This is a genomic window from Mesobacillus sp. LC4 (genome assembly GCF_053543455.1).
The window spans coordinates 352,443-378,212 of the sequence record NZ_JBGCUB010000003.1; the positions used below are offsets into that span (position 1 = coordinate 352,443).

Annotated in this window: 27 protein-coding genes; 8 read left to right on the top strand and 19 right to left on the bottom strand. The window is 44.2% G+C overall.

Going from position 1 to position 25,770, the window contains the following annotated elements; all coding sequences use genetic code 11:
• Window positions 1-107: 107 nt before the first annotated feature.
• A complete protein-coding gene (locus AB5I83_RS12620; RefSeq protein WP_448975830.1) occupies window positions 108-1,763 on the top strand; it encodes a glycerol-3-phosphate dehydrogenase/oxidase in 1,656 nt (551 codons plus the stop codon).
• 90 nt (window positions 1,764-1,853) lie between these two features.
• Window positions 1,854-2,702: a cation diffusion facilitator family transporter gene (locus tag AB5I83_RS12625; RefSeq protein ID WP_448975832.1), complete on the top strand. Its 849-nt coding sequence runs from the start codon at window positions 1,854-1,856 to the stop codon at window positions 2,700-2,702.
• Window positions 2,703-2,762: 60 nt separating this feature from the next.
• On the opposite strand, the gene AB5I83_RS12630 is transcribed toward AB5I83_RS12625, so the two are convergent.
• The gene (locus AB5I83_RS12630) at window positions 2,763-3,209 is read right to left on the bottom strand and encodes a DUF4385 domain-containing protein (RefSeq protein WP_448975834.1); all 447 of its coding nucleotides are present in this window, start codon (window positions 3,207-3,209) and stop codon (window positions 2,763-2,765) included.
• A 113-nt stretch (window positions 3,210-3,322) separates the two neighbouring features.
• On the opposite strand from AB5I83_RS12630, the gene AB5I83_RS12635 reads away from it, so the two are divergent.
• Window positions 3,323-3,814, top strand: coding sequence for a hypothetical protein (locus AB5I83_RS12635; RefSeq protein WP_448975836.1), 492 nt, complete (start codon window positions 3,323-3,325; stop codon window positions 3,812-3,814).
• A gap of 69 nt (window positions 3,815-3,883) precedes the next feature.
• On the opposite strand, the gene AB5I83_RS12640 is transcribed toward AB5I83_RS12635, so the two are convergent.
• The 4 genes from AB5I83_RS12640 to AB5I83_RS12655 form a co-directional block, all read right to left on the bottom strand.
• On the bottom strand, window positions 3,884-4,834 hold the full coding sequence (locus tag AB5I83_RS12640; RefSeq protein ID WP_448975837.1) for an MBL fold metallo-hydrolase: 951 nt from the start codon (window positions 4,832-4,834) through the stop codon (window positions 3,884-3,886).
• 44 nt (window positions 4,835-4,878) lie between these two features.
• Window positions 4,879-6,372, bottom strand: coding sequence for an amidase (locus AB5I83_RS12645; protein ID WP_448975839.1), 1,494 nt, complete (start codon window positions 6,370-6,372; stop codon window positions 4,879-4,881).
• Between the two features lie 133 nt (window positions 6,373-6,505).
• Complete coding sequence (locus AB5I83_RS12650) at window positions 6,506-7,339, bottom strand: hypothetical protein (protein WP_448975841.1); 834 nt, start codon at window positions 7,337-7,339, stop codon at window positions 6,506-6,508.
• Window positions 7,340-7,460: 121 nt separating this feature from the next.
• On the bottom strand, window positions 7,461-7,925 hold the full coding sequence (locus AB5I83_RS12655) for a DUF305 domain-containing protein (protein WP_448975843.1): 465 nt from the start codon (window positions 7,923-7,925) through the stop codon (window positions 7,461-7,463).
• Between the two features lie 322 nt (window positions 7,926-8,247).
• On the opposite strand from AB5I83_RS12655, the gene AB5I83_RS12660 reads away from it, so the two are divergent.
• The gene (locus AB5I83_RS12660; RefSeq protein WP_448975845.1) at window positions 8,248-9,741 is read left to right on the top strand and encodes a peptide MFS transporter; all 1,494 of its coding nucleotides are present in this window, start codon (window positions 8,248-8,250) and stop codon (window positions 9,739-9,741) included.
• Window positions 9,742-9,873: 132 nt separating this feature from the next.
• Window positions 9,874-10,830 (top strand): calcium/sodium antiporter, encoded by a 957-nt coding sequence (locus AB5I83_RS12665; protein ID WP_448975847.1) that lies wholly within the window; start codon window positions 9,874-9,876, stop codon window positions 10,828-10,830.
• A gap of 65 nt (window positions 10,831-10,895) precedes the next feature.
• Here the strand turns inward: AB5I83_RS12665 and AB5I83_RS12670 are convergent, their stop codons facing one another.
• The 8 genes from AB5I83_RS12670 to kynU form a co-directional block, all read right to left on the bottom strand.
• On the bottom strand, window positions 10,896-11,873 hold the full coding sequence (locus AB5I83_RS12670; RefSeq protein WP_448975849.1) for a GNAT family N-acetyltransferase: 978 nt from the start codon (window positions 11,871-11,873) through the stop codon (window positions 10,896-10,898).
• 208 nt (window positions 11,874-12,081) lie between these two features.
• Window positions 12,082-12,723, bottom strand: coding sequence for a 2OG-Fe(II) oxygenase (locus AB5I83_RS12675; protein ID WP_226646323.1), 642 nt, complete (start codon window positions 12,721-12,723; stop codon window positions 12,082-12,084).
• A gap of 275 nt (window positions 12,724-12,998) precedes the next feature.
• Window positions 12,999-13,853: a GNAT family N-acetyltransferase gene (locus AB5I83_RS12680; protein ID WP_448975851.1), complete on the bottom strand. Its 855-nt coding sequence runs from the start codon at window positions 13,851-13,853 to the stop codon at window positions 12,999-13,001.
• Window positions 13,854-13,879: 26 nt separating this feature from the next.
• Window positions 13,880-14,107, bottom strand: coding sequence for a hypothetical protein (locus AB5I83_RS12685; protein ID WP_448975853.1), 228 nt, complete (start codon window positions 14,105-14,107; stop codon window positions 13,880-13,882).
• Window positions 14,104-14,286, bottom strand: coding sequence for an antitoxin VbhA family protein (locus AB5I83_RS12690; RefSeq protein WP_448975855.1), 183 nt, complete (start codon window positions 14,284-14,286; stop codon window positions 14,104-14,106). Before AB5I83_RS12690 ends, AB5I83_RS12685 begins: the two co-directional genes overlap by 4 nt.
• Window positions 14,287-14,487: 201 nt before the next feature.
• On the bottom strand, window positions 14,488-15,534 hold the full coding sequence (locus tag AB5I83_RS12695; protein ID WP_448975857.1) for an ADP-ribosylglycohydrolase family protein: 1,047 nt from the start codon (window positions 15,532-15,534) through the stop codon (window positions 14,488-14,490).
• Between the two features lie 127 nt (window positions 15,535-15,661).
• Window positions 15,662-17,062, bottom strand: coding sequence for an amino acid permease (locus AB5I83_RS12700; RefSeq protein WP_448975859.1), 1,401 nt, complete (start codon window positions 17,060-17,062; stop codon window positions 15,662-15,664).
• 80 nt (window positions 17,063-17,142) lie between these two features.
• Complete coding sequence (kynU, locus tag AB5I83_RS12705; protein WP_448975861.1) at window positions 17,143-18,432, bottom strand: kynureninase; 1,290 nt, start codon at window positions 18,430-18,432, stop codon at window positions 17,143-17,145.
• A gap of 112 nt (window positions 18,433-18,544) precedes the next feature.
• On the opposite strand from kynU, the gene AB5I83_RS12710 reads away from it, so the two are divergent.
• Window positions 18,545-19,159 carry a TetR/AcrR family transcriptional regulator gene (locus tag AB5I83_RS12710; protein WP_448975863.1) on the top strand — a complete coding sequence of 205 codons (615 nt, stop codon included), beginning with the start codon at window positions 18,545-18,547 and terminating at the stop codon, window positions 19,157-19,159.
• Window positions 19,160-19,340: 181 nt separating this feature from the next.
• Here AB5I83_RS12710 and AB5I83_RS12715 read toward each other — a convergent pair whose 3' ends face one another.
• Entirely contained in the window at window positions 19,341-19,472 is a 132-nt protein-coding gene (locus AB5I83_RS12715) for a hypothetical protein (protein WP_448975865.1), read from the bottom strand.
• A gap of 113 nt (window positions 19,473-19,585) precedes the next feature.
• Here AB5I83_RS12715 and AB5I83_RS12720 point away from each other — a divergent pair, with 113 nt between their 5' ends.
• On the top strand, window positions 19,586-20,602 hold the full coding sequence (locus AB5I83_RS12720) for an acyltransferase (protein ID WP_448975866.1): 1,017 nt from the start codon (window positions 19,586-19,588) through the stop codon (window positions 20,600-20,602).
• Window positions 20,603-20,663: 61 nt separating this feature from the next.
• Here the strand turns inward: AB5I83_RS12720 and AB5I83_RS12725 are convergent, their stop codons facing one another.
• On the bottom strand, window positions 20,664-21,479 hold the full coding sequence (locus AB5I83_RS12725) for an EcsC family protein (RefSeq protein ID WP_448975867.1): 816 nt from the start codon (window positions 21,477-21,479) through the stop codon (window positions 20,664-20,666).
• A gap of 54 nt (window positions 21,480-21,533) precedes the next feature.
• Window positions 21,534-22,319, bottom strand: a complete 786-nt coding sequence (locus AB5I83_RS12730; RefSeq protein WP_448975868.1) for an arylamine N-acetyltransferase family protein — start codon at window positions 22,317-22,319, stop codon at window positions 21,534-21,536.
• A 234-nt stretch (window positions 22,320-22,553) separates the two neighbouring features.
• Here AB5I83_RS12730 and AB5I83_RS12735 point away from each other — a divergent pair, with 234 nt between their 5' ends.
• Window positions 22,554-23,348 carry an alpha/beta fold hydrolase gene (locus AB5I83_RS12735; protein WP_448975869.1) on the top strand — a complete coding sequence of 265 codons (795 nt, stop codon included), beginning with the start codon at window positions 22,554-22,556 and terminating at the stop codon, window positions 23,346-23,348.
• A gap of 209 nt (window positions 23,349-23,557) precedes the next feature.
• On the opposite strand, the gene AB5I83_RS12740 is transcribed toward AB5I83_RS12735, so the two are convergent.
• From AB5I83_RS12740 to AB5I83_RS12750, 3 genes are read right to left on the bottom strand one after another with little or no spacing between them, the layout of a single operon-like run.
• Entirely contained in the window at window positions 23,558-23,752 is a 195-nt protein-coding gene (locus AB5I83_RS12740; RefSeq protein ID WP_448975870.1) for a hypothetical protein, read from the bottom strand.
• Between the two features lie 5 nt (window positions 23,753-23,757).
• On the bottom strand, window positions 23,758-23,961 hold the full coding sequence (locus AB5I83_RS12745) for a hypothetical protein (RefSeq protein ID WP_448975871.1): 204 nt from the start codon (window positions 23,959-23,961) through the stop codon (window positions 23,758-23,760).
• A 25-nt stretch (window positions 23,962-23,986) separates the two neighbouring features.
• Window positions 23,987-25,732, bottom strand: coding sequence for a methyl-accepting chemotaxis protein (locus AB5I83_RS12750; RefSeq protein WP_448975872.1), 1,746 nt, complete (start codon window positions 25,730-25,732; stop codon window positions 23,987-23,989).
• Between the last annotated feature and the right edge of the window lie 38 nt (window positions 25,733-25,770).

A 25,770-nucleotide genomic window follows, 5' to 3' on the forward strand; every position in this document is an offset into this window, starting at 1 on the left:
TAATAAATCGGGTAGGAGAACTGGAGAGACCACGATAACATTACGGCTTTTGGGCGATAATGTTGTTTGTGGTCTCTCTTTTTTTCATATTCAAGGAGGCGTATCGTATGAGATTTTCAAATCTCGATCGTAAAAATATAGTATTGAAACTGAAAAATGAAGCATTCGATGTTCTTGTGATTGGCGGCGGCATTACCGGTGCCGGAATTGCGCTGGATGCTGCAACTAGAGGGATGAATATAGCTTTGTTGGAAATGCAGGATTTTGCGGCCGGAACTTCAAGCCGTTCAACAAAGCTCGTGCACGGCGGCCTGAGGTATTTAAAGCAATTCGAAGTCAAGATGGTGGCTGAAGTCGGCAAGGAGCGGGCGATTGTGTATGAGAATGGCCCGCATGTCACGACACCAGAATGGATGCTGCTCCCCTTCCATAAGGGCGGAACATTCGGAAGCTTCAGCACCTCCATTGGCCTTAGGGTGTATGACTTTTTAGCAGGAGTCAAAAGGTCGGAGCGCAGGAAAATGTTCAGCGCGGCTCAAACTTTGGCAAAAGAACCACTTGTGAAAAAAGACGGCTTGAAGGGCGGCGGCTATTATGTTGAATACCGCACCGATGACGCCAGACTGACAATCGAGGTCATGAAACAGGCTGTGGATAACGGCGCAACGCCTTTGAACTATTCCAAAGTTAAAAGCCTTATTTATAAAAATGGAATTGTTGCAGGCGTCCTGGTACAGGATCTTTTAACAGGCGAGGAATACGAAGTTCATGCAAAAAAAGTGGTGAATGCCACTGGCCCATGGGTGGATGGAATCCGTGAAATGGATGATTCGAAAAAAGGGAAAACACTGAAGCTGTCAAAAGGTGTCCACATCGTCATCGACCAATCACGCTTTCCGCTCAAGCAAGCAATCTATTTTGACACGCCTGACGGACGGATGGTATTCGCGATTCCTCGTGAAGGCAAAACCTATGTCGGCACGACCGATACTTTTTACAATGAGGACCCGATCAATCCTGGCATGACGGAAGAAGACAGAAGTTATCTGCTTAAAGCGATCCGATACATGTTCCCAGATGTGAATGTCACGGAAAAAGATGTAGAATCCAGCTGGGCAGGCGTCAGGCCGCTGATCCATGAAGATGGCAAGGCTCCTTCCGAAATCTCCAGGAAAGATGAAATCTGGGAATCAGACTCAAAACTGATCACCATTGCTGGCGGAAAATTGACTGGCTACCGCAAAATGGCGGAAACGATTGTTGACCTGCTTGCTGAAAAATTCGCTAAAGAAGATGGACTCAACTTCCCTGGCTGCCAGACGAAGAATTTGCCGATTTCAGGCGGAGATGTCGGCGGTTCTGCCAACCTTGATTCTTTTGTAGAAAAACAGCTTGAAGCGGGCATTAAGGCTGGCTTTACTAAAGAAGAAGCCCGCCGTCTTGCCTACCAGTATGGATCGAATGCCCCGATTGTGTTCCAGCTTGCAACTGAACAAAAGAAAGAGGCAGATCAATATGGCCTGCCTATGGAATTGTTCGCGAAATTGATTTACGGCATCCAATATGAAGCGGCAGCGACGCCAGTCGACTTCTTCAACAGACGCACTGGAGCGATTTTATTCGATATCCACATTGTGCATAACTTCAAGGAAAATGTGATTAACTTCATGCGTGACCAATTTAAATGGAACAAGCAGCAAATAGAAGCCTTTACTTTGGAGCTTGAAGGAGCTTTAAATGAAGCGGTCATTCCAGTAAAATGACCTATAAACCCTTGATCACATCAGAGTGATCAGGGGTTTTCGTTTGTGCTAATTCTCCTGTGGGAATATAGGGAACAGGAGATGATTTATATGCCACAAGATTCAAAGACCAGCAAGAGAATGGGACTGGCATTCTTTTTGAATGCAGGTTTTACAGTCATAGAAATAATCGGCGGCATCCTTACTGGCAGTATTGCAATTGTTGCGGATGCGATCCATGATTTTGGCGACACTTTGTCACTCGGTGCCTCCTGGCTGCTAGAGAAAAAATCGAAAAAAGGAGCTACGGAGAAATTCCCTTTCGGCTACAAACGCTTTTCCCTGCTTGGGGCTTTGTTGAGCGGAACCGTCCTGATTAGCGGGTCATTATATATTTTCTATGAAGCAGGGAAAAGACTGCTTGACCCTGTTTCGCCTCATTCAGATGGGATGATGTGGCTGGCAATCCTCGGAGTCCTCGTGAATGGGTTTGCTGCTTTAAAATTACGGCATGGAGAAGGCTTGAATTCCAAGATGCTAAGCTGGCATTTACTTGAAGATGTGCTAGGCTGGATTGCCGTCTTAGTGGTCAGTATCATTTTACAATTCAAGGATATTCCGATTCTGGATCCGCTTTTATCCATCGGCATTACGATCTACATTTTGTTCCACGTCGTTAAGAATTTGAAGAAAACCTTATTGATTTTACTGGAATCTGCGCCCGAAGGTTTGGACCTGGATGCGCTGAAAAGTAAAATCCTTAATAAGCCACGTGTGATCGACATTCAGAAAATGAAGCTGTGGTCTCTGGATGGGAAAGAAAATGCTGCGATGATCCATTTATTGGTTGAAAACATGGAGCCAGAGGAGTCTGACCAGTTGCGGTCCGAAATCCGCGAGTTTTTAGAGACCGAAAAGATTTCTGACTCTACATTGGAATTGAATTATGAAAAAAGCTGATTGACTTTGGAAACATGTCTGGACAAATGAAAAAACCTAATCCCCGGCGGATTAGGTTTTTTATCCGTATTCTCTCTGATGTTCCTTTTTCATCACGAGATACTCTTTATCGGTTCTGGCCTGTTTCCATTTTTCCATGAAGATTGCTGCTGATTCGGCCTTTACCGGATCATTCTGCCGTTCCTTCACCTTGCCGTCCTCATCATATTTCCTGCCGCCCTTATAATTCGTATAGCGGCGGGCACGAGTGTAGCCCATCTGCAGGAACTTCCTCGCCATATCCATGCCGACAAAATCATTTTTCGCTTTATAATCCATGAACATTTCATATATTTTTTCGGATGACTCCCTGGCGATGTCCGGTGTCTTGAACCGCCAATGCGGCAGGATTTCACTTTTATACGGCTCCACCAGCAGAACCCCCTGTTCGCCCCTTCCCACCCGGTACAGTTCCGGCTGCTCACGGAAATCAATCTCATCAAAATCGAGGTCATAATTGAAAGGCATTGTACCATTCCTTTTTATTAACTGTTTACCCTTTTATCCCGATGAATAACAAGCACCGAAGTGACCAAGGCGAATAAACTGTAGGCATGAGTACTATGAGTGGAGTGAGGTAAATGGTGAAGTACCAGCCTTTCAGGGGAGTCGTAACGATGATAAATGATTTTTCGATTACACCTTCCGGAGAAAATGAAGGTTGCTATACATTGATGTCGGTCATCGATGGAACAGGAAGACAAGTGAATTTTGTGGTTGAACCGAAAACCTATTTCGTCGACCAGGCAATGGTCAGGGTTGGCGATCAGGTGACAGGCTATTATGACGCTGACGCACCTGTGCCGCTTATTTATCCGCCACAATACAGGGCTCTCGTCATGGTAAAAGAAACTCCCGGCCAGAATGTCAAGGTAGACTTTTTCAATAGCCAGCTGGTCAGCAGTGATGGCATGCTGAAGCTTAATCTTTCACCTGGAACACCAATTGTATTGGAAAATGGGCAAAGATTCACAAAAAGTATCGCAAACCGGAACTTGATTGTGATTTATGGTCCCTCGACTTTCAGCATCCCGGCGCAAACGACACCATACAGGATTATTGTTCTATGTTAAAAAGAGGCAGCCTCAGCTGCCTCTTTTCAGTATTACCGGGGGGGTGACCTCGTTTAATCAAACGTTTGATTAAGAATGGCTTACCTCCCGCTGGCTCAAATACCCATATAAAAAATTCAGATTCCACTCATAGACATGGGGACTATCCATCTTGCTGTACTTTTCCAACATGTGCTCAGCCATCAGTTCTTCCACCAATTTTCCTTTTTGGTTCATTTCTGAGACAAAGTGAATCATATCTTCTATATATTCCTTCGTGTTTTGAAGATCCTCATGGCTGCCTGCATTACCGTGACCAGGAACTATGCTGCTGACAGCAAATTTTTGCATCTTCTCCAGTATAGTTAGCCACTCATGAGGGTTGCCATGACCCATCCACGCATGATTATTAACAAACACTAAATCACCAGCAAATAATACTTGCTCATCTGGCAGGTACATAAAGAGGTCACTTTCGGTATGGCCTCCCCCGAAATGATAAAGCTCCACTGTCCTTTCACTGCCTTGAAGCACAAGTTTATCTTCAAATAATACGGTTGGGAGGACTTCTTCTATCAGATCTAGCGATTCCGCGTACTTGCGCTTATCTGAGAGATCATATTCAAGTGCAATGCGCAACTGCTCGTTTTGTTCTTTAGCGATTCGCTCTTCAAGCTGAGCAAAATAGGAATCCATCCCTGCCTTCATGGCTGGAATATCACGATTCTCGTAACTTTCCTGCATTTTTTGCCTGGTCAATGCAGTAGAAATGATCACAGCATCTTTGAAGACAACATTGCCATTTGTATGGTCACCGTGATAATGACTATTCACAACATATTTTACAGGTTTGCCAGTCTGCTCTTCAGCCACCCGCCGCAGCTCCGAAGCAGCCTCCGGAACCATGAAGGTATCAAAAATCAGAATCCCATCTCCGAGATCAACAAATCCTGCATTGCCGAGTGCCCCCAGTCCGTCCTTTACAACGGCTGCATATACTCCCTTATGAATTTCCGTACATGTGAAAAATTGATTTTCCATGCATTTCCCCCCGCTCTGCTTCTTTTTTAATCGCTGAACAAAATTTAAAACAAAGGATTCTTCTTTACATCAATCCAGTTCTCAGATTCCTCTAGCTCCCCTGCCAGTTGGAAAAGCAGGTCCTCTCTTCCTCTTGCAGCTATCACCTGGACACCGACTGGGAGTCCATCTTTTGTCTGGTGCAGCGGCAGCGACATCGCTGGCTGGCCTGTCAGGTTGGCGAGCTGGGTGAATGGCGTGCGTGCCAGATTCTTTTGTGCGATTTGATCCACAACCCCTGCTTTCTTTAAAACTCCGCCGAGCCCCAGCTTGCCAACAGTACTAATCAGGAACTTTTCAGATGATGAAGGCTCAAGCTCTCCTATTTTCGCCGGCGGATAAGCAGTTGTCGGTGTGATGTAAAAATCATAGGTTTCATGAAAGGTTTCCATTTGCAGGGCAGCCCTGTCCCACTCTCTTAAACTTAAGACGAATTCTTCTGCGGATGTCGCTTTGCCAAGCAGGCCGAGCAGCCAGGTCGTTGGCTCCACATCAGCGGCAGTTGCTTTCCGGCCAAGCACTTCCTCTAGAGAGGCTAATAGTGCTGCCGTTTCCCCGAAGTACATCGTCAAATAGCTTTTCGCGATTTTGTCACCGTCCACTGGCGCTTCCACCTCTTCCACTCTATGCCCCATTGCTTCGAGAAGCCGGACCGTTTTCAGGACAGCCTCCTTGCAATCTGCATCAACCTCTGTTCCAATCGGCGATTCTACCGAAAAAGCGATCCGCAGTTTTTTTCCAAGAGGAGTGCCTGCCGCTGTTAAGTAGCTGCCTGAATATGGAGGAACAGAAAACGCGCCGGCTTTTTCATGGCCGTGAAGAACATCGAGCATGGCTGCGCTGTCCCTGACTGTACGTGTAAGGACATGTTCAGCGGAGGCTCCCTGCCATGCCCGGCCATAACTTGGCCCAACCGGGGTGCGGCCGCGGGTCGGTTTCATCCCGAATAATCCGCAATAGGCAGCCGGGATCCGAATCGATCCTCCACCATCATTGGCACCAGCAATCGGAACGATTCCTGAGGCTACAGCCGCTGCCGATCCCCCGCTGGACCCGCCTGGAGTATGACCGAGATTCCACGGATTGCGCGTTGGTCCGTAATGAGCCGGCTCCGTCACCGCGACCAGTGCAAACTCAGGCACATTCGTCTGGCCTAGAAAAACGACACCAGCCTTGCGCAAGCGTCTAGCATACTCCGAATCTGCTTTTGCCCGGTAGGTTAAAAATGCTTTGGAGCCAGCCGTGATTGGTTCTCCTTCGATTTCCTGCGAGATATCTTTAAGAAACATAGGCACACCTGCAAAGGCGCCAGTCGATTCTCTTTCTGCCGCCTTCCTCGCCTGCTCGTACATTTTGTTGATGACTGCATTCATTTTCGGATTCAATGAATCTGTCTGTGAAATTGCTTCCTCAACCAGTTCGATGGGCTGAATCTCTTTCTTTTTGACCAGTTCCGCAAGTCCTAGCCCGTCATAGTGCTTGTAGTTGAACCCCTCCATAGCCCTCACCACCGCCTTTTTTAATATCTACTTTCTCTAAAAATATTAAAAAACCTCTCAAGTTAGACCTTTACTCAAAACGTATTATGGGATAAAAGACGCCTGACTCAAATGCGTCAGGCCCGATAAAAATCTATAAAAGAATATTTTTCAAGTTTTCCCTATGCTTATCAAAGTCGAATTGTGAATTATTCAGGATATGCATAGGGATTGAAAGCTGATTAAGAATGCTTTTTTCAAGTTTCTGCCTTGCCTTAAGTATCTCAATTGTGCCATCCAGCCCGCTCAGTTCTTTTGCAAGCCCGTACCCTTGAGACGTGTAGTAATGGACAAAACCATTAAACCAGTCACCAGGCCTTTCCTCCACTGCTTTGCGGAATGATTTTTCAATGTCTTCCTGGCTTACATAGACTAGCAAAGGGTTTAAGACTTTTACGGCCTCAGCCAGCTTGTTTACATATTCAATGGTCACTTCTGCTTCAGCTCCATACTTGACCATGCCAACAGTAACAGGGTTTTGAATAAAACAGCATTCGAAGATATAGACTTTTTCTTGTGAAGCCGCCAGTTTCGCAAACTCTTCCCAGCTTTCCGAAATGACTGCGATATTCTCTTGCAGTGGCAGTTCATACACATCCTTTTTGGAAATGGGGGCAAGCAATTCGTCCGAAAGACCATTGCCTATTTCATTCTTCATTTTCATATATGGCAGCAGACGGCGCCCTCTCTTTACAGTTACCCATTTCTCGAGAATCGTACTGAGACTGCCGCTCTCTTCTAGAAGATTTTCAAACTCTTCTTCTGTAAAATGAGCCACACCCTCATAGTCGGCCGGATGATCTAAGTTCCCTTCCATGAAAAGATCGGCATCCACACCATTCTCGGTGAGGATTTCATGAATCAATCTCGCGGTTGTCGACTTCCCTGAGCCTGGAAGGCCTTCTACTAAAATTAACTTCGTCTTCATTTGATACACTCCTAAAAATTATCAACTCTCTCGATAATTCTCCACCACTGGCAAGTTTTCCTTTTTGGACGTAAGAAAAGAGACTAATCCAGATGTTTGGACTAGTCTCTTTTGAAAACTCCTATTCGTCTTCTTCCTTCTCTTCCAGGTCCTTAATCAGCATCTTCATTTCGCCGATTTCTTTACGCTGTGCCTTGATGATCTCGTCGGCAAGTTTTCTCACACGAGGATCCTCGATTTCGGCACGCTCACTTGTCAGGATGGCGATCGAATGGTGCGGGATCATCGCTCTCATCCAAGATTCATCATCAACAGTTGTCTGGCTGCGAACAAGGAACAGCGAAACCGCAATCAACAAGGCGCTTCCCGCGAATATTCCGATGTTCACTTTCTTGTTTGTATACATTTTCATCATGAAAGATAGCATGACAATTGCCATCACACCGCCCATGATCAAGGTCATATAAAGTCTTGTTTCACTGAAGAATACATGATCAATACTATAAGTATTCAAATACATGAGAATGAACATGATGACCGTGGAAGTCAGTACCATCAGGGCAAATCTGCCGTAATTGTTCTTCATCGTCTATCTTTTCCTCCCTTTTTAAAATTCTGATATTCTTTGAATACCCTAACGGCTAATAAATATTCATTTTAATTGCTGGTTTGTCATTCTGTAAAAGGGGGTAAATATGGCTTGGTGCACCATGGTAGATTTTTACTAATTTACCTGATTATTTAATAAATTCTTATTACTTTTATAATTTTTAATACACTTTCTTTTTGTGTGTGAATCTCCAAAAACCCTTATATATCAACGTTTTAGGATATTCCTTCCTAATATTGTTTTTGACAATTCACACATCAAAAAGTATTCTAAGATAGAAAAACAGGGAGGGGTAACCATGTCAAACCTAAATAGGCAGAAAATTGTGGAGAGTGTCCCGCAAAGTGGATTCTTCGGACACCCTAAGGGACTTTTCACTCTTTTCTTCACAGAATTCTGGGAGCGTTTTTCTTACTATGGAATGAGAGCGATCCTCGTATTCTACATGTATTATGAAGTTTCAAAAGGCGGATTGGGCCTTGATGAAACACTCGCATTATCCATCATGTCCATTTACGGATCACTAGTATATATGTCTGGTGTCATTGGTGGATGGCTTGCTGACCGTATTTTCGGTACTTCTAGAGCTGTTTTCTACGGTGGAGTCCTGATCATGCTTGGACATATTGCGCTAGCGATTCCTGGAAGCGTAACCATGTTCTTCGTCTCCATGATCCTGATTGTCATCGGTACAGGTCTTTTGAAGCCTAACGTATCGACTGTCGTTGGTGAAATGTACAGCGAAAATGACGCTCGCCGCGATGCTGGTTTCACGATTTTCTACATGGGCATCAACGCTGGTGCATTTCTTGCGCCACTGATCGTTGGAGCAGTTTCTGATGCTTATAATTTCCATTACGGCTTTGCCATTGCCGCAATCGGTATGTTCGTTGGATTATTAGTTTTTGTTTTTACAAAGAAAAAGAATCTTGGTCTTGCTGGGACAGCTGTTCCAAACCCGCTTTCACCTTCTGAAAAGAAGAAAACTTTCACAATCTTTGCTATAGCAATTGTCGCAATCGGTATTTTAAGTGCTATTTTAATTCCTGCTGGACTTTTAACATTCGAAAGCTTTATTAACCTTGTCACAATCCTTGGTATCTTAATTCCGACTGCGTACTTTATCATCATGTACCGCAGCCCGAAAACAACAGAAGTTGAACGTTCACGCGTTCTAGCTTATATTCCTTTATTCTTGGCTGCTGTCATGTTCTGGGCAATCCAGGAGCAAGGTTCAACTATCCTTGCAAACTATGCGGACAAGCGTACGCAATTAGAATTCGCTGGAATTTCCATTTCTCCAGCATGGTTCCAGTCTTTGAACCCATTATTCATCATTATCTTTGCACCGATTTTCGCAGGATTCTGGGTGAAGCTTGGGGACCGCCAGCCATCTATTCCTAAGAAATTCTCATTCTCATTGATGTTCGCTGGTCTTTCGTTCCTTGTCATCCTGATTCCTGGATACTTCACAGGTTCTGATGCACTTGTCAGCCCATTATGGCTTGTACTTAGCTACCTGATCGTCGTATTCGGTGAATTGCTGATCTCACCTGTTGGTCTTTCAGCAACAACTAAGCTGGCGCCTGCTGCGTTCTCTGCACAAACGATGAGCCTCTGGTTCCTTGCAAGTGCTGCAGCACAAGCAATCAACGCACAAATCGTTAAGTTCTACTCTGCTGAAACAGAGATGGCTTACTTTGGTACAATCGGTGGAGCATCCATCGCGTTAGGTATCATCCTGTTCATCATGTCTCCAAAGATTCAAGGGTACATGAAAGGTATTAAATAATTTTTTAAAATCAAGAAGACGGTTCCTCCATTAGGAGGGCCGTCTTTTTTGGCGTTTTACCTATAAAAATTTTTATTTGGATCCTTTTTTTGTTATGTTGTAAGCAATAATCTTTCATGGAGGGATGGGAAGTTGACTTATATCCTTTTAGCTATCGGTTTTGCCTTACTCATAAAGGGAGCGGATTATTTCGTCGAAGGTTCCTCTAAAATTGCCACACTGCTCAGGGTTCCACCCCTGTTGGTTGGTTTGACGATTGTCGCTTTCGGAACAAGTTCACCAGAAGCCACTGTCAGTATCATTGCCGCAATGGAAGGCAGCAGCGAGGTTTCTCTCGGGAATGTCATCGGTAGCAATATCTTCAATATCACTCTTGTTGTCGGAATCACAGCCATGATCAACCCGCTTGCAGTGGAAACAATGACAATCCGGAAAGAAATACCGTTCACCCTGCTGGCAAGCGTAGCACTGGCTGCAGTGGCCAATGATATAGCACTCGATATGGCAAACATCAATTTAATTGGCAGAAGCGAAGGCATCATCCTGCTTCTCTTCTTTATGATTTTCCTTTATTACATCATTGAAATCGCCTTGAATAACCGTGAACCCGCATCAGCGGTGGCTGCCGATACCAGCAGAGGAACTTGGGGGAAACATATTCTCTTCACTCTTGCCGGACTCGCCGCGATAATCTTTGGCGGTGACCTGGTAGTTGATAATGCAACAGAAATCGCTCTATCCCTCGGAATGAGTGAAACCCTTGCAGGTCTGACGATTGTGGCGGTCGGTACCTCATTGCCAGAATTGATTACATCCATTACCGCCGCGCTGAAAAAGAAAACCGAAATTGCCCTCGGCAATATCGTAGGAAGCAATATCTTCAATATCCTGTTCGTCCTGGGTGCCTCAGCCACCATCTCACCGCTTGCGGTCAATGATAAAATCTTTACTGACATTGCCTTAATGATCATTCTGACAGCTGTCCTGCTGATTTTCTCAAGATCGAAATTCAAGATTTCGAAAGTTGAAGGAGCCATACTGGCAGCGGTTTATATCATGTACTTGGTTTATATTATTTTGCGCAATTAAAAAAGCGAAAAGGCCTGACTTGTTTTGCAGGCCTTTTCGCTGTAGCGAAGTATGTATATGGTAGTCTAGATACTCACCATTTTGGATACGTTCGAGTCTTTACGATAACGGATAATCGTCAGGTCTTTATTGATGACTTTGGCTTCCCCGGTTTGTTTATAGCCCATCTTTTCATACAAGTAGCAGTTGCGCTTTTCAGTAAGTATGGTATCCAGCTCCCAGGCATCTGCTTCCGGGTACATGATCTCCAGCCTCTTCATGACGTTCTGGGCAATCCCTTTATTATGGTGTTTTTCGAGGATGTTGATAATATGCAGCCTCATCAACCCAGGGGACTTTTCATATACAAAGACACTTCCTGCGAGTTCACCTTCATAGAGAACCTTAAAATAAGTGCCTCGTTCGAACCTGGCCGTGAATCGCTCCATCGTTTGGGTGACTGGGCTGGTTTCATGGTCCTTGTATCTTTTATACAAAGGCATGAAAACTTCTCGCTGCAGAGCCAGAAGTTCCTCGGCATCCTCAACCGAAGCTTTTGCCAGGCTGATGTTTGAATGGACCATTTCAAATAACTGATCAAAATAGTTAAACGGGATGAATTCACCTTTTTTGACCATTTCCTTTATTTCCTCTTCACTCGCCCATCTCGCTTCAGCCACTTCCTCTTCTTGGAGTTGCAGCTCTTCAATCGCGACATTTTGCCGGACCAGCCAGATGTCATCGAAACCCTGCGAAAACCTCACCGTAAAAATCCGTTCACCCTTTTCGATGTCCAGGTCGATTCCAATCTCTTCCTTGACCTCCCGGATGGCCGCCTGCTCACTATCATCACCCATGACCGCAGAACCTGCAGCCGAACAGTCCCACATATTCGGGAAGCCGATTTTCCAAGGCTGCCTCCTCTGGATCAGAAACTGTCCATCATCATTCACAATCCAGACATGGACCACAAGGTGATAATCCCCCGCCTTCATCTCTTGCCCTCTTTCATGAACCCGATCCGTCATATGCCTGTATTGGTCGTAAATATTCCAAAGTTCCATGGAAGATCAACCCCCTTTCGAATTTGTTCTATTATTATACATGTCAAACGAAAATTTCGGCAGTTTTTTCTAGGCGAATTTAAAGTGAATGGAGTAATTGTCGAAATGGTAAAGCAGCAGTAGAATGAGGGCATTATGTTGGTGAAAGCCTGTACGGGTCCAGACTTCGATAAAAAAAAGAAGCATGTTCGCCATGCTTCTTCATTCTCTATTTCACGCTTTTCCTTCTCATCCACTGCGTCGCTGCCCATTTGTCACCGATTACGACTGGAGCTCCACCATGCAATGTCAAGTCGTTCAAGTCTTGATTGTCATAGAAGTATTCAAAATAAACGGCCATGCCCTTTTGCGGGGACACCGCAAAATTCAGTTTAGGGAAGTAAGTTTCTCCTCCCTGCTCGACATCATTCAAATACATGACCAATGTGCTGATCCTTGGGTTGCTGACATTTGACGAGAAAAAGTCAAAATGCGCCTTGTACTCCTGGCCGATTTTATAGTTCAAGATTTGCAGGCCTTCACCATGTTCATTCGGGATGCCCATGATTTGAGAAACCCTTTTTTCCACTCTAGCCACAACGTCATTTTCGGCTTCTTCAATGAACGTACTGCTGCTAGTCCTCAGTTCATCCACTTCGCGGGAATTCCCGATTTTTGAGCGCTGCAGCTTGTCCTTGGACAGCTTCATGAGCTCATCGCATTCCTCGTCACTCAATACATTACCCAAAATGACGATTAACGGTTCTTCCATTCTAGCAATTATGTTGATTTCACGATCCTCGGTTTTGATTTTGTTCCCGATATGATTAAAAATCGTTGGTTCCTTAACAGTTAAATCAACAGCATCCATTATCAACTTTCATCAACCTCTTATAATAAATTTTCCCAAAAATTAGATTGATATATAAACGAAAGCATCATTCATTCTCTGTGTCCCTTGTTTCCTCCTGTAATTCAAAATGGATGACAAAACCGAATCTCAAACACTATTCAATTTTCAATTTATTTTACAACGGAGGAAGATGATTTACTATCATTTTTTTTATGAAAAAATCTCCCATGGTCCCCTGCATCAAAGATATATGAAAAGCGCCGCAAATTTCTGCAGCGCTTTTTACACCATCATCACCCATAAGCCTGGGATGCGATCGTAAATAAAGTTTGGTTTCTGGGTGGCATTTCTCTCGTACGGATTGCCATCACCGGAGGGTTATTGACCTTTACAAACCCGCGTTGTTCCAGAAAAGCCATCAGATTCTCCTGGCCCGAGGGCACATCTACTCTTAATTTGCCCTTATGATCACAAGCAAGGCGGTCGATGATTAATTCTGCAATTCTTGTATTAGGCGCTACTATTGGACCAAGAACCAGGTTTACTGGTCCCAATACGGAAAGGCCGAATCCAATTATTCTAGAATTCTCATCCTTTACGACTAGACATTGATGCGACTGTTGAATCCTGTTTCGGAGGAAGATGCTTCTTTTCTCCCCGAAAGCTGCACCATCCAACTCAATCACGTCTACTAATTGCTCTTCCTTAAATGCTTCAATTGAAATATCGCTTTTTATTGCAAGTTTGGGTGGAGCATACTTTTCACATAGATATTTATGGACAGAGTCCACCACCGTAAAACCCAATTTCTCATATAAAGGTTGTCCTTCAGCCGTTGCAATGAGTAGTATAGAGCGATCACGAGCACACTCAATACACTTTTTCATAACTTCTTTCCCCAGACCGAGGCTTCGATATTTGTTATGAACAATCACCATGCCAATCCAAGCAAGTTTATGGTCATAAGGAATGATTGCGGCACTGGACACGAGCTTTCCGTCACGATTTTTGTGGCCAAATATTTTATAGGATGAGGAAAGCAGTGTTCCTACTTCACCTTCGTCATAATCCCAGCCGACGGATGCTGACAGATCCACCAATCCTCTCGTATCTTTTTCATTCAATTCGACTAATTCTACTAACTCCATAAAGGTTCTCCTTTATTTGATCAAATTCAACTTCCGATGGTGATTTGAAGGAAGCCAGCATCCGAGAATGCCTTCCGAAGGAGTTTCCTTGCTTCAGCATGCTCCCAGAACAGTGCTGTATCAAGAGTAATAGACCCACTCTCCAGTGCGTCTGAAATATCCCATAATTCCTGTTTGATCTCCAGGTCTTCCGCCTCTAAAATTACACTTTGGATAGAATCGAGCAAGTCCTTGCCAGACGGCTGTATCATCATTTCGAATCACCGCCTTTTTCCTGAGCGAGGCGTTTAGCTTCTTTCAGGAATTCTTCATTTGTCATTTCACCAGTCAGAACCATTCTGACTAAGTCGGTATGCTCTTCTGTCACCTTGAATCCCGAAATTTCGAGCGAGGCCTTTGCATTCTTCATCGCTTTTTCTATCGCGTCAGCCATGAGACTGCCTCCCCTCCTGTATCTCCTGAAAACCACTGCATTAAATGGGTAACCATAATAAATATAATAGAAGCAAAAAGCATGCTAATCAGATGGCTGGATACGTTTTTCATAAATTTTATTATATCCAATGAAAGCTCTCCTGTCTGTTTCACTTAAAAATAAAGAGAATCCCAGATTTATCAGGATTCTCCCTTTATCTTACATCTTAATAGATCTATCATATAATCTGCTGGCTACATCGGCAATCAATTCTTTGAGCTCCACTTGTTCGGCCCAATCTTCGGGTATTGCTTCGATACCATTGCTCGCACCGAGAATATTCCCGCAGATCGCACCGGTTGAGTCACTGTCTCCATCATGATTGACAGCCAGGATCAAAGCCTTCTTGAAGTCAGATTCCTTCATTGCACAGTAGAGTGAAACCGCGAGCGCTTCTTCTGCTACCCAGCCCTCGCCAAGCTTAGTGATCGCATTAACCGGACTTTCGTCACTGCCGGCAAGTTCCGTCGCATTCTCCATCGCCGACAAGGTTTCTTCATGCTGAGGATACTCTTTTAAAATCGCCATTGCACTCTGGGCGCTTTCTGCAACGCTTTTACCATTGAGCAGCTCAGCGATTATGACAGCCAGCGCACCGGATGCTAAATAGCCCGAAGGATGACCATGAGTAATGGCAGCGATATCCGCAGCCACCTTGAATGCCTGAGCAGGGTCTTTATGCAAAAATAACCCCACTGGCGCAACACGCATGACGCCGCCACAACCCTTGCTGTCGTTGATTGGCCTTCCCATCGTTCCCATTTTATTGCTTTCAAGCGCCGACAAGCACGTGTTTCCAGGAGCTCTTAGCGAGAACAGTTCCTTATATGCTAAAATGCTGCCGCTCTCCTCATGTGGCTGAGGGTCAAGCAGCCAGTCATAGTGCTCATCCGGCAAGCTCTTCGTCTGCGTATAAAGCCAGCGCAGATACGATTGATAGACTCCACTCCCCGCATAGCTGCCAATCCCTCGCTCACTCATGCGGTCATAAGCCCAAATCATGCCATCCGCAGTGAATAACGTCATCTGAGTATCATCCGAAATCAGCGCTTTCCCAGCATAATCATCAAGAACTAAATCGGTTATTCCCTCATCACCGAACCTCGACTTAATCTCATGGAGCTTCATAAACTCAACTCTATAACCAAGAGCATCACCAATAGCGCCTCCAAGCAAGGACGCTATGAAAGTTTCTTTTTTCAACATAGGGACTCCTTTGGTATTGTATTTATTTTCTTATATTCGGTATTGTGACTAACAGTTCCTCCCCGCATATTCAATTGAGTGATTATACCGAAACAAAAGCACCAGACCAAGTCTGATGCTTTCGCATTTATACTGATTTGCTATCCAAATCCACTGGTATAGCAGTATGCTTTTTCTGGTGCAGATAATACGATAATGACAGCAGCAATAACCAAGGTATTCCTACAATCAATGTTGCTTTGAAGAATGAGACAAACCAGGTTGTGATTAGCAAGCTGACCATAAGTGCAGCTCCAAGGATTGTTAGATATGGATATCCCCACATCCGTACTGCAAGAGGCCCTCCATTATACTTTTTCCGGAAAAAGTAGTGTGTCACGAAAATCATGAACCAGGTGAACATCGCGCCGAACATGGCGATTCCCATCATTAATAAGTAGGCCTGGTCAGGCACGATTGCATGGATCACTGCTGCTGCTGCAATCCCGATAGTTGAAAGGATCAAGGAATATACAGGTACATTCTTTTTGTTAAGTTTGCCAAAACGAGCTGGTGCATAGCCCGCTCTCGATAACGAGAACATCATTCTGGTTGTGATATACAACTGACTGTTCATGGCTGACAGTGCCGCAACTAAGACAACAAAGTTCATGATACCTGCAGCTGCTGGTATGTTCATTAATTCCATGACCACTACGAATGGACTCTTTTCAATGCCAGCACCTGCCCACGGTACGATAGCAAGCATTAACGTTAAAGTTAAAAGATAGAAAAGGATCAAACGGAATACTGTTGCTTTTAGAGCTCTTGGAACAGCAGTCTGCGGATCTTTTGCTTCACCCGCAGTAACCGCGATCATTTCGATACTCAAGTAACTGAACAGCGCAATAACAACCGCTACCCACATCCCTGACCATCCATTAGGTAAAAAGCCGCCATCATTCGTGAAGTTTTGGAATCCAATCGATGGATTACTGCCGCCGAATACGACATATGCTCCAATGAGGATAAATCCAACAATCGCAACAATCTTGATCATGGAGAACCAGTATTCAACTGAACCGAACAGGTTGACACTTGTTGCGTTGACATAGATTAATATCGCTGAAAACACCAATATCCAAACAGTACCAGAAACGTCTGGGAACCAATAGGACATATACACAGCAACTGCTGTAACCTCTGTCCCGACGGCTCCAACGATACAGGCCCAATAAGTAAAACGGACAACATAACCCGCCCACGGGTTTATGTAATGCTCTGCAAATGCACCGAACGATCCTGATGTTGGGTGTGCTACTGTCATTTCCGCCAATGCACCCATAAGTAAAAGCGAAATAAGTGCTCCAATAGCATAGCTGATGATAACACTCGGTCCAGCTTGCCCAATGGCAAAGCCACTTCCCAGGAACAATCCTGTTCCAATTGCACCGCCAATGGCAATCATTGAAATTTGCCCAGTCGTCAAACCTTTGTTAAGGCCTTGCTCACGATCAACAATTTCTTGAAAGCTTCCTTTTTGCTTCATATCCATCCTCCTATGAATTATCATTTTCACCCCAATGGGTCATTCCACAGATGATGTGAGGTCTGGCTGATGGGTCTATTCTAAGCCACTACATTTCTGGTATTCTCAAATTTTTTATATTCTTCATTCACCATAATTCTTTTTAAAATCTGCACTGTACTATAAATATCTTCATAGCTCGTGTATAAAGCGATCGGCGCGAGCCTAATGACATTAGGAGCACGAAAATCAGGAATGACATTAGATTCTTTAAGAGCTTTACAGATTCTAGCGGCCTCTTCGTGCTCAAGGCACACATGTCCCCCGCGACGCCAATCTTCTCTTGGATTTCCGATTTTAAAACCAGATTCCCCGAGATCATGTTCGATGAGCTGCATCATATATTCAGTCATTCGCAAGGAAGATTCTCGTATATTCGAAATGCCTGCTTCTTCAAACATCTCAAGTGATCCTAAAAGTGGTGCAATACTTAATACATGTGGTGTTCCAATTTGGTAGGCTCCTGCTGTCTCTGCATGTTCAAGATCATGCTTCATATCAAACTGCTTATCCTTTTTGGAACTGAACCAGCCTGCAAGACCCGGGACTGTCCCCAAATGTCGTTGATGTACAAACATACCTCCAACACCGCCTGGACCACTGTTCAGATATTTGTAGTTACACCAAACGGCAAAATCAACTCCCCACTCATGCAAGGAATGCGGAATCGCCCCAATGGAATGGGCAAGGTCAAAGCCTGCCAATATACCTCTTTCGTGTGCCGCCTCTGTTATCACCTTCATATTGAGAAGCTGCCCGCTTCGGTATAAAACGGATGGAAGCCAGACAATCGCGATTTCCTCCGTCATAGCTGCGATCACATCTTCTTCTTCAATGGTGCGGCCGTCCTTACTTTTCACCTGAACTAAGTGTTCCTCCGGATCAAGGCCATGCAACTGTAACTGTGCTTTTATTGCATAGATATCCGAAGGGAAATTAAGTTCATCAGCGAGAATCTTCGTTCTCTTTCCAGCAGGTTTGAAAAAAGTGCTCAATACCTGATGGATATTCGTTGTAATCGATCCAGTCACAACGACTTCTTCGGCTTTAGCTCCAACAAGCGGTGCTGTCAGGGCACCCAGCCTTTCTGAAAAATGAAACCATGGCTGAGTTCCAGACATCCACCCATCGATGCCGAAATTCTTCCAATCTTCCAGGGAATTCAATAAGGTTCGTTCCGCTCGCTTGGATAGCAGCCCTAAAGAATTTCCGTCCATGTAATAGGTATCTCTCTTTATGTAAAACTCATCCCGGAACCTACTAAAGGCATTTTGCTGGTCTAATTGGCGAGCATAATCTATAGTGTTATCAAAAGATGTATACGCTTTCATTTCGTTTCCCAACCCCCTCTACTGGTTTAATCAATATCCTAACTGGAATATTGACACCGCGTCAACATTATATTATAAAATTATTATAAATTTTCAGAAAAAAGGTGAGTCTATGACAGAACAAATAGATGGCAGACTGCTACGGTCAATAGAAACCAAGGAGAAGATTCTTTCTGCTGCAATAGAGATTTTTACCGAAAATGGTTTTGAAAAAACAACCATTAAACAAATCATTTCAAGAGCACAGATTGGATATGGTTCAGCATATACCCACTTTAAAGGAAAAGATGAAATCTTAATAACCCTTATGGAAGATGTCATGGACAGATTTTACACAATCGCAGAAATGGAGTATGAGCCCGTCAATCTAGCAGATGCCCAAGCCAGGATTACACATCAAGTGAGTGAATTTCTGCATCTCGCTGAACAAAATCGCTCCATCCTGCAAGTATTCCATGAAGCAATGGGAAAATCCGAAAACGCACAGAAGAAATGGAAATTGATCCAAAATAAATTCATCGAACGAATATCAATGGATATATCTTATGTACAAGATAAGGGTCTCGCTAAAAGCACACTAAACATTGAAGTAGTCGCCCGAAGCTGGTTTGCCATTAATGAAATGTATTTATGGGAACTTGTTAATCAGGAAGACTGTTCATTCAAGGTTGAGGAAATCGCACAAACATTGACAGAGCTTTATACAAAAGGTCTTTATGCAGAATAGGTAAAGTGGCTGCCTAATACGGCTGCATTTGTATTGATCCGACGCCATATTGTTAGAAATCGATTTAAATCTAGGGATGCTTAAACCGTCCAGTCCACCATGGTTAAACACCAGGGCCCCCTGTAACATTTGCTCTTAACGCAAAAGAGGAAAAACCCAGGTTAAAGGTTTTTCCTCTGCTTCAATTTAAGTCTGAAGAATCATCATAATCATAGCGGAAGCCGTCTGTTTGATTAGGAGATTGTTCGTTCTTTGTGTTCTTCAAGTCCTGTTCCATTTGCTTCTTGTCTTGCCGTTTTTTTTCATAGTCCAACGAATTTGCCTCCTTTTTGCTTCCTATTATCCCAAGTCATTCTGCTTATATTCATAAGTCTCAATATAGTGGAAAAGCTAGGAGTACAAATCCTTACAACTCCGGGGCTAATCATGCAGCGAAACGACGCAATTGACTTTATCAAATTCTTCGCCATCCTGGCGGTCGTCATCATTCATACATTTCCCGGCAATGATCAAATTGGATATTTCGTTCTCGATAACTTATCCAGGTTCGCTGTCCCTTTTTTCTTTGTCGCTTCCGGCTATTTGTTCAGTCAAAAGGTGAGTGACAATCCTCAGTCCTTTGCCTACTTCAAAAAATATGTCACAAAAATACTGAAGATTTATGTTAGCTGGCTCCTGTTTTATGCTGGTTATGATGTAATAAGGATTTTATTGACGGATGGAAACGTTAAAGCTGAACTTACCAAGTACAAAGAAAACCTGACTGTTCTTAACCTGCTCTATTATGGCCAGGGAACAAGCGGGTATCAGCTGTGGTTCGTCATTTCCCTGGTATGGAGCATCGTGATTTTATATTTCTTTTATAGATTGAAAAGAGTAAGGCTGCTTTTGGTGATCGCTTTTTGTTTCAATCTCCTTGGCCTCTTTGGACAGTCTTATTCCGTATTTGATGAGCTGCCAGTCAGCACAACCCGGGCCGCTCTCTATATCAGCCTGTTCTATACAGTCATGGGATTCTGGCTTGCTTCGGTTCCCACCTGGCGAAAATATACTGCCAAGACTTACTTTTACTTGTTTTGTATCTTTATTATTTTACAGGTTCTAGAAGGTCTCTGGCTTCAGAAGGGACTGGATTCACAACATGGCGAATACTTCTTTTCGACGATTTTCCTTACCTTATTTCTGTTCCTTTACGCCTTACGCAGACCCCATCTCGGCAAGGGTTTGTTCATCACCAAGATAGGCGGAAACTCTCTCGGTATTTATGCCATTCATCTATTTTTTATAGATATGGTTGATCTCTTATTCGAATCAATCGGTTTGGGAAAAAGCACACATAACTTGCTGCTGAACTTGGTGGATACGTCTCTTGTCTTCGTTTTATCCTATACCATTTATAAGTTTTTACAGTCTGCCAAGTATGTGATCAAAAACAAAGCCTGATTCCAGCAGGAATCAGGCTTCTAGTTTTTACGCGAGGCACAGGAAGACAACTTGCACCTATTTATTTTTCCTCAATCAAATTCCTTTCCAACCTCTCCAAAATCCTCCGCTTCTGATAAAGCATCGTCGCGGTTTCAGCAAGGTCGCTCACCATGGATCGATTCGCGAAAGCTCCGAACACGATTCCTGCCACCGGAACCATTTGGAGCAGCTTTTTCCAGCCGAATGATTCTGTATATGTCAATGTCACCTCGCGCCAGCCCTGCAGCTGCGAGATGACTTCCCTTGATTTTTGTTCATTGTTAAAATCGGATAACTCATTCAGGATCGCTTGCTTTCCGACGACATCCGCTGAGGAAAACTGGAGGCACTTGATGATGAACACCCGCTCCTTCTTATCTCTCGGGTCGAAACCATGGATGATGGCGATGTCCTGAATCGTTTTTAGCGAGAGGGCCAGGACTGCGGGAATATCGATCGCTAGCGTAAAAATCCCACCAATCCCTGTACTTGCTCCCTGGATTGTCGCCGCCTTCTTCCGCTGCTCGCCCAGCGCAAGTGATGCCTGCTTCATTTCTTCCACCGGAATGGTTTCCATATCGGAAAGATGGCTCACTTTCCTTCCAGTCTTTTTCTCGAAGAATTGGAACACAGACTTCTCACTGGTCAAATACTGTCCGCCTGTTTGTATATAGCTGCCAAGCTCATCCAGCAGGAGACCGACCTTTTCCTGGATGAACTTCGGAGTAAACCGGTCTAGCATCTTGAAAGGCAGACGAGTCAGCTTCTCCCAAAACCATAAACCTTTCTGGTCCTTCTCCCATTTTTCAATTTGCTCCAGTTCTTTCAATAAGTACTCATGTGAGTCCATCTGCATTCATCCACCTGTCATTTTTGATACTATATAAACGGTTTACACTATAGGAAAGTTTCATTTTAATTCGATGTTATAGAATTCTTTTGCCAAAGCCTTGAAACGCTGAGAATCTATTTCCTCTTTCTGAACCCCAACTTCCGTCCAATAAGTAAAGCTGGTTTCCGTCAACACCATGCTTCCATCGGCCGTCACCCTAGTCAACAGCGGCTTCTTGTTAAAAGGTGAATGTGGATGCTCTGTAATGATGTTCTTCATCTCAGTCAAATCACTGATATTCTCCACCGGCTCTCTAGAATCAAAAGCATAGCCGATTCTCCAATCAGGATCCTTATACTTCAGCTTCATCTCTAAAAAGTAGTCTCCGAATTCACTCTCTTCTTTTTTCACCCTGAACTCACCGTTCGGAGAATGTATTTCTGTCCCATCCATCGGCACCGGCCTTAACGGCAAATTCCCGCCAAAACCGGTATCAACCAAATACCTTTTCCCATCGGCCTTCAGTAAAATCGCAGCATGCGTCCTGCCCGTCGGACTGAACCCTCCTAAATCCGGAACATAAACAGACCCACGGACCAGCTCAACATCAAGCCCATTCTCTTTTAAAAACAAATAAAGGATGCCGTTCAAGTCATAGCAGAGGCCGCCTTCCTTTCTATGGATGATCTTTTCCACTAGATGAGCTTCAGTCAACTCATTTGAATCTCCAGAAAGGGTGCATAGGTTTTCGAAGGGGATGGTGGCTGCAGTCTTTTCAAGTACATCAGCCAGATTATGTATGGCAATAGAATCATGTGGTTGAAATCCTATTCTTTTTCGGAATTCCCTATTTAAATTATTCATACAAAGTTACCTCTTTCAAATTTTGGAATTAATTCAAGCATATAATATTTATAGTATAACTCCAATTATTCATACCTATATTTCCATTGCTTGTTTTGATGCCTTCTCCACAAAATCGACAGGTACCCTCCTTCCAGATGGTACCTGTCGTTATTTTCGCCTTAATAGTTTACTGAAAAGGCTATCAAGGGTATTATTAATTGACACAACTAGATCGGCTAAAAGGAGAATCGGATGCTGGATTACAGATTATATAAAGGTCAGGGCACGGAGTACATCGTGTTGTTGCATGGGATCGGCGGAAGCTCGAATATTTTTTACAAGCAGCTTAAACCTTTTCTTAAAAAATATCATATCGTCGCAATCAACATGCCTGGCCATGGGAAATCACCTGACATAGATTCCTATAAGGAAAGGTTCTCCTTTGATTCAATTGTCAGGGAGATACTCAAGACGCTGGACCACCTTTCGATTCGCAAGGCTCATTTTGTCGGAGTTTCGCTAGGAACAATCATCGTCCACCATCTTTTGCAAACCGAACCTGGACGAGTGAGGTCAGCAGTCCTGGGCGGGGCGATTACCCGATTGAACCTATTTGGAAAATCATTGATCAAGCTCGCTTGGTTAGTAAGGAACTTTATTCCTTTTATGTGGCTTTACCGTATATTGGCCTGGATCCTGATGCCTCGTGGCAACCATAAGAGTTCCCGGAGATTTTTTATCCAGGAGGCCTATAAGATGAAACGGAAAAACTTCCTTGCATGGTATCCTCTTGCAGGTGATGTGAAAGCCACCTACAGCAAGGTCCAGGAAAAAAGCGAGGACGTGCCGAAGCTCTATATCTCAGGTGCCGAGGACCATATGTTTGTCAGGGAACTGGCAGAGGATCTGCGTGGAGATGATAGCTCTGAGCTAGTGATCCTTGAACAGTGCGGCCATGTCTGCAATATTGAAAAAGCTGATGAATTCAACCAGCTATCAATCGAATTCATGGATAAACATGAAAGCAAACGAGCAAACATCAGTTAATTAGAAAAGCGCAAGCGCCTTGGTCAGCCCCGACAAGCGTTGGAGGGCGGACCGGTGAAGTCGTTCTTTGACTTCATTGGGCGGACTGAAACGTCTCGAGGGACTAGGCGCTGGAGCTAGACACTAATCTAAGTGAGGAAATTTATACTTACTTATCCATTAAAAGAGGGAATGAGCTAAGCAGCTCATTCCCTTTGTTTGTTGACGATTTAGTAGTAATAAAACGGATATCTAGGCGGCGGGCAGCACGGATAAACCGGCGGGTAAAATCCACCATAGTAAGGGCGCGGATAAAACAAAGCGCCTCCCAATAATCCACCAGCCAAACCACCTAAGAATGGCAATCCAAAGCCCCAGCCGAACCTCTGATCGTGCGAACGATAAGGATGTCTGTATGCATGCATACGGCTTACCTCCCTCTTCTCTTTTTATCTTCATTAATTTTATATGCGTTTATCATGGTTTTGGCTTGGGCGAATGCACATGGGATGTGGATTTCAGGGTTGTAGGCTTGTGCTGGAGCATTGGTATCTCTATTTCCGAATCTATTCCTAAATGGGCCTTTCAGGATGAAAAATTGTCCTCCATTCAAAAAAAGAAGCATGAAAGCCACTTTGGGCCTCCATGCTTCCAAACTATTAAACTTTAAATTTCGCGACCATTTCTCTCAGATTCTCTGCAAGTCGTGCAAGTGATGCGGATGATGAAGCGACTTCTTCCATGGAAGCCAGCTGCTCTTCTGTTGCGGATGCGATTTCTGCAGTGCTTGCGACTGAGCCTCGGGCGATTTTGGTCACCTCATCGATTGAGGCGTTCACCTGCATGACGCTCGCTGACATCTCTTCTGAAATCGCGGAGACTTCCTGGATTTCCGAACTGACATTTTCAATCGATTTTAGAATCTCGTCAAATGTCTTTCCAGTGTCTTCTACCAACAAAGTTCCCTCGGAGATTTCCGCTGTTCCTTTGTTCATCATTTCAACGACCTGGTGGGTTTCTTTTTGAATCACTTCGATCAAGCCGGAAATCTGACTCGCTGACTGTCTTGAGAGCTCAGCAAGCTTTCGGACTTCATCGGCGACGACCGCGAATCCTTTTCCATGTTCACCGGCTCTTGCAGCTTCAATGGCAGCGTTCAGGGCCAGCAAATTTGTCTGGTCAGCGATTCCCGTAATGACCTCAATGATTTTGCCAATCTCAGCCGATTTTCGATCCAAATCCTTGATGACGGCATTCGTTTCACTTGTCGTATGATTGATTGTTTTCATTTTCTCGATCACTTTTTCCAAGGAATCATGTCCGAGCATTGCCTGTTTTGTCGTATCAGCCGCAGACTCTGCGACAGTGGAAGTCGTAACGGCAACCCGCTGGATTCCTTCCGACATCTCTCCTACCGCTTTCGCACTTTCTTCCGTATTCTTGCTTTGCAGTTCTGCACCGCCGGCAACTTCCTGGATGGCTGTTGCTACCTGATTTGTTGCCGAGTTAGTCTGATCCGCACTTGCCATCATTTCTTCAGCAGATGCCGCAACCTGCTCGGATGTACTGCTAACTTGATAAATCAAATTCCGCAAGTTGGTTGCCATTTCATTGAAATCGGCTGCCAACTGGCCAATTTCGTCGTTATTTTTCACATTGATTTTTTCAATAGCCAGATTTCCGTCAGCCATTTGCTTAGCTGCATGTGATACAAGCTGGACAGGCTTTGAAATGATCCTGCTGATATAGGTAGCAATCACTGTTCCGATGATAAAAGCAGCTGCACTGAGCAAAATGATGAGCAGCGCTACTTTCTGTACTTGTCCGGATAAAGTTTCACTCGTAGCATTCAACGCATCCTGCTGGTACTCGATTGCATCCTCTGCCGCAGAATTCAGGTTGAAGATGAGTGGATTCCCTTCTTTCTGCATAAGCAATCGGACCTTGACCGCCTGTTCATCTCTTATTAAAACAAAGGCCTCTGAAGCGACTTCATAATATTGCGCTTCGGCTGCAATCAGATTTTCCCCTACCTTTTTCCCCTCGGAAGATTCTGTTGTGCTCATATATTTCTTAGAGCTTTTCTTAAAATCTTCAACAGCACCCTCAAATTCAATCAGACTTTCACCATCGCCATTTGCCATATATTTTTGAAGTGCCAGCTGCTCCCTCATGATGGCATCCTTCATCTCGACAATCAGATTCAGCTTGTCCATCCGGTCTTCAATGGATGATGAGTATTGGCTGTTCATTTTATTAAACTCAAAGTTTGAGATAATGGCCACGACAGCCAACAAAGCCAATACTGAAAAAAAACCCGCCAATAACTTGGCACGGACACTGGTTTTCATTTGCGGTTTTGCGAATCTTACCTGTGGTTTTGCGAATCTCTTTTTGAATTTCATTTTCCGCTCTCCTGTCCAGTAATATTAATTACCCCTCT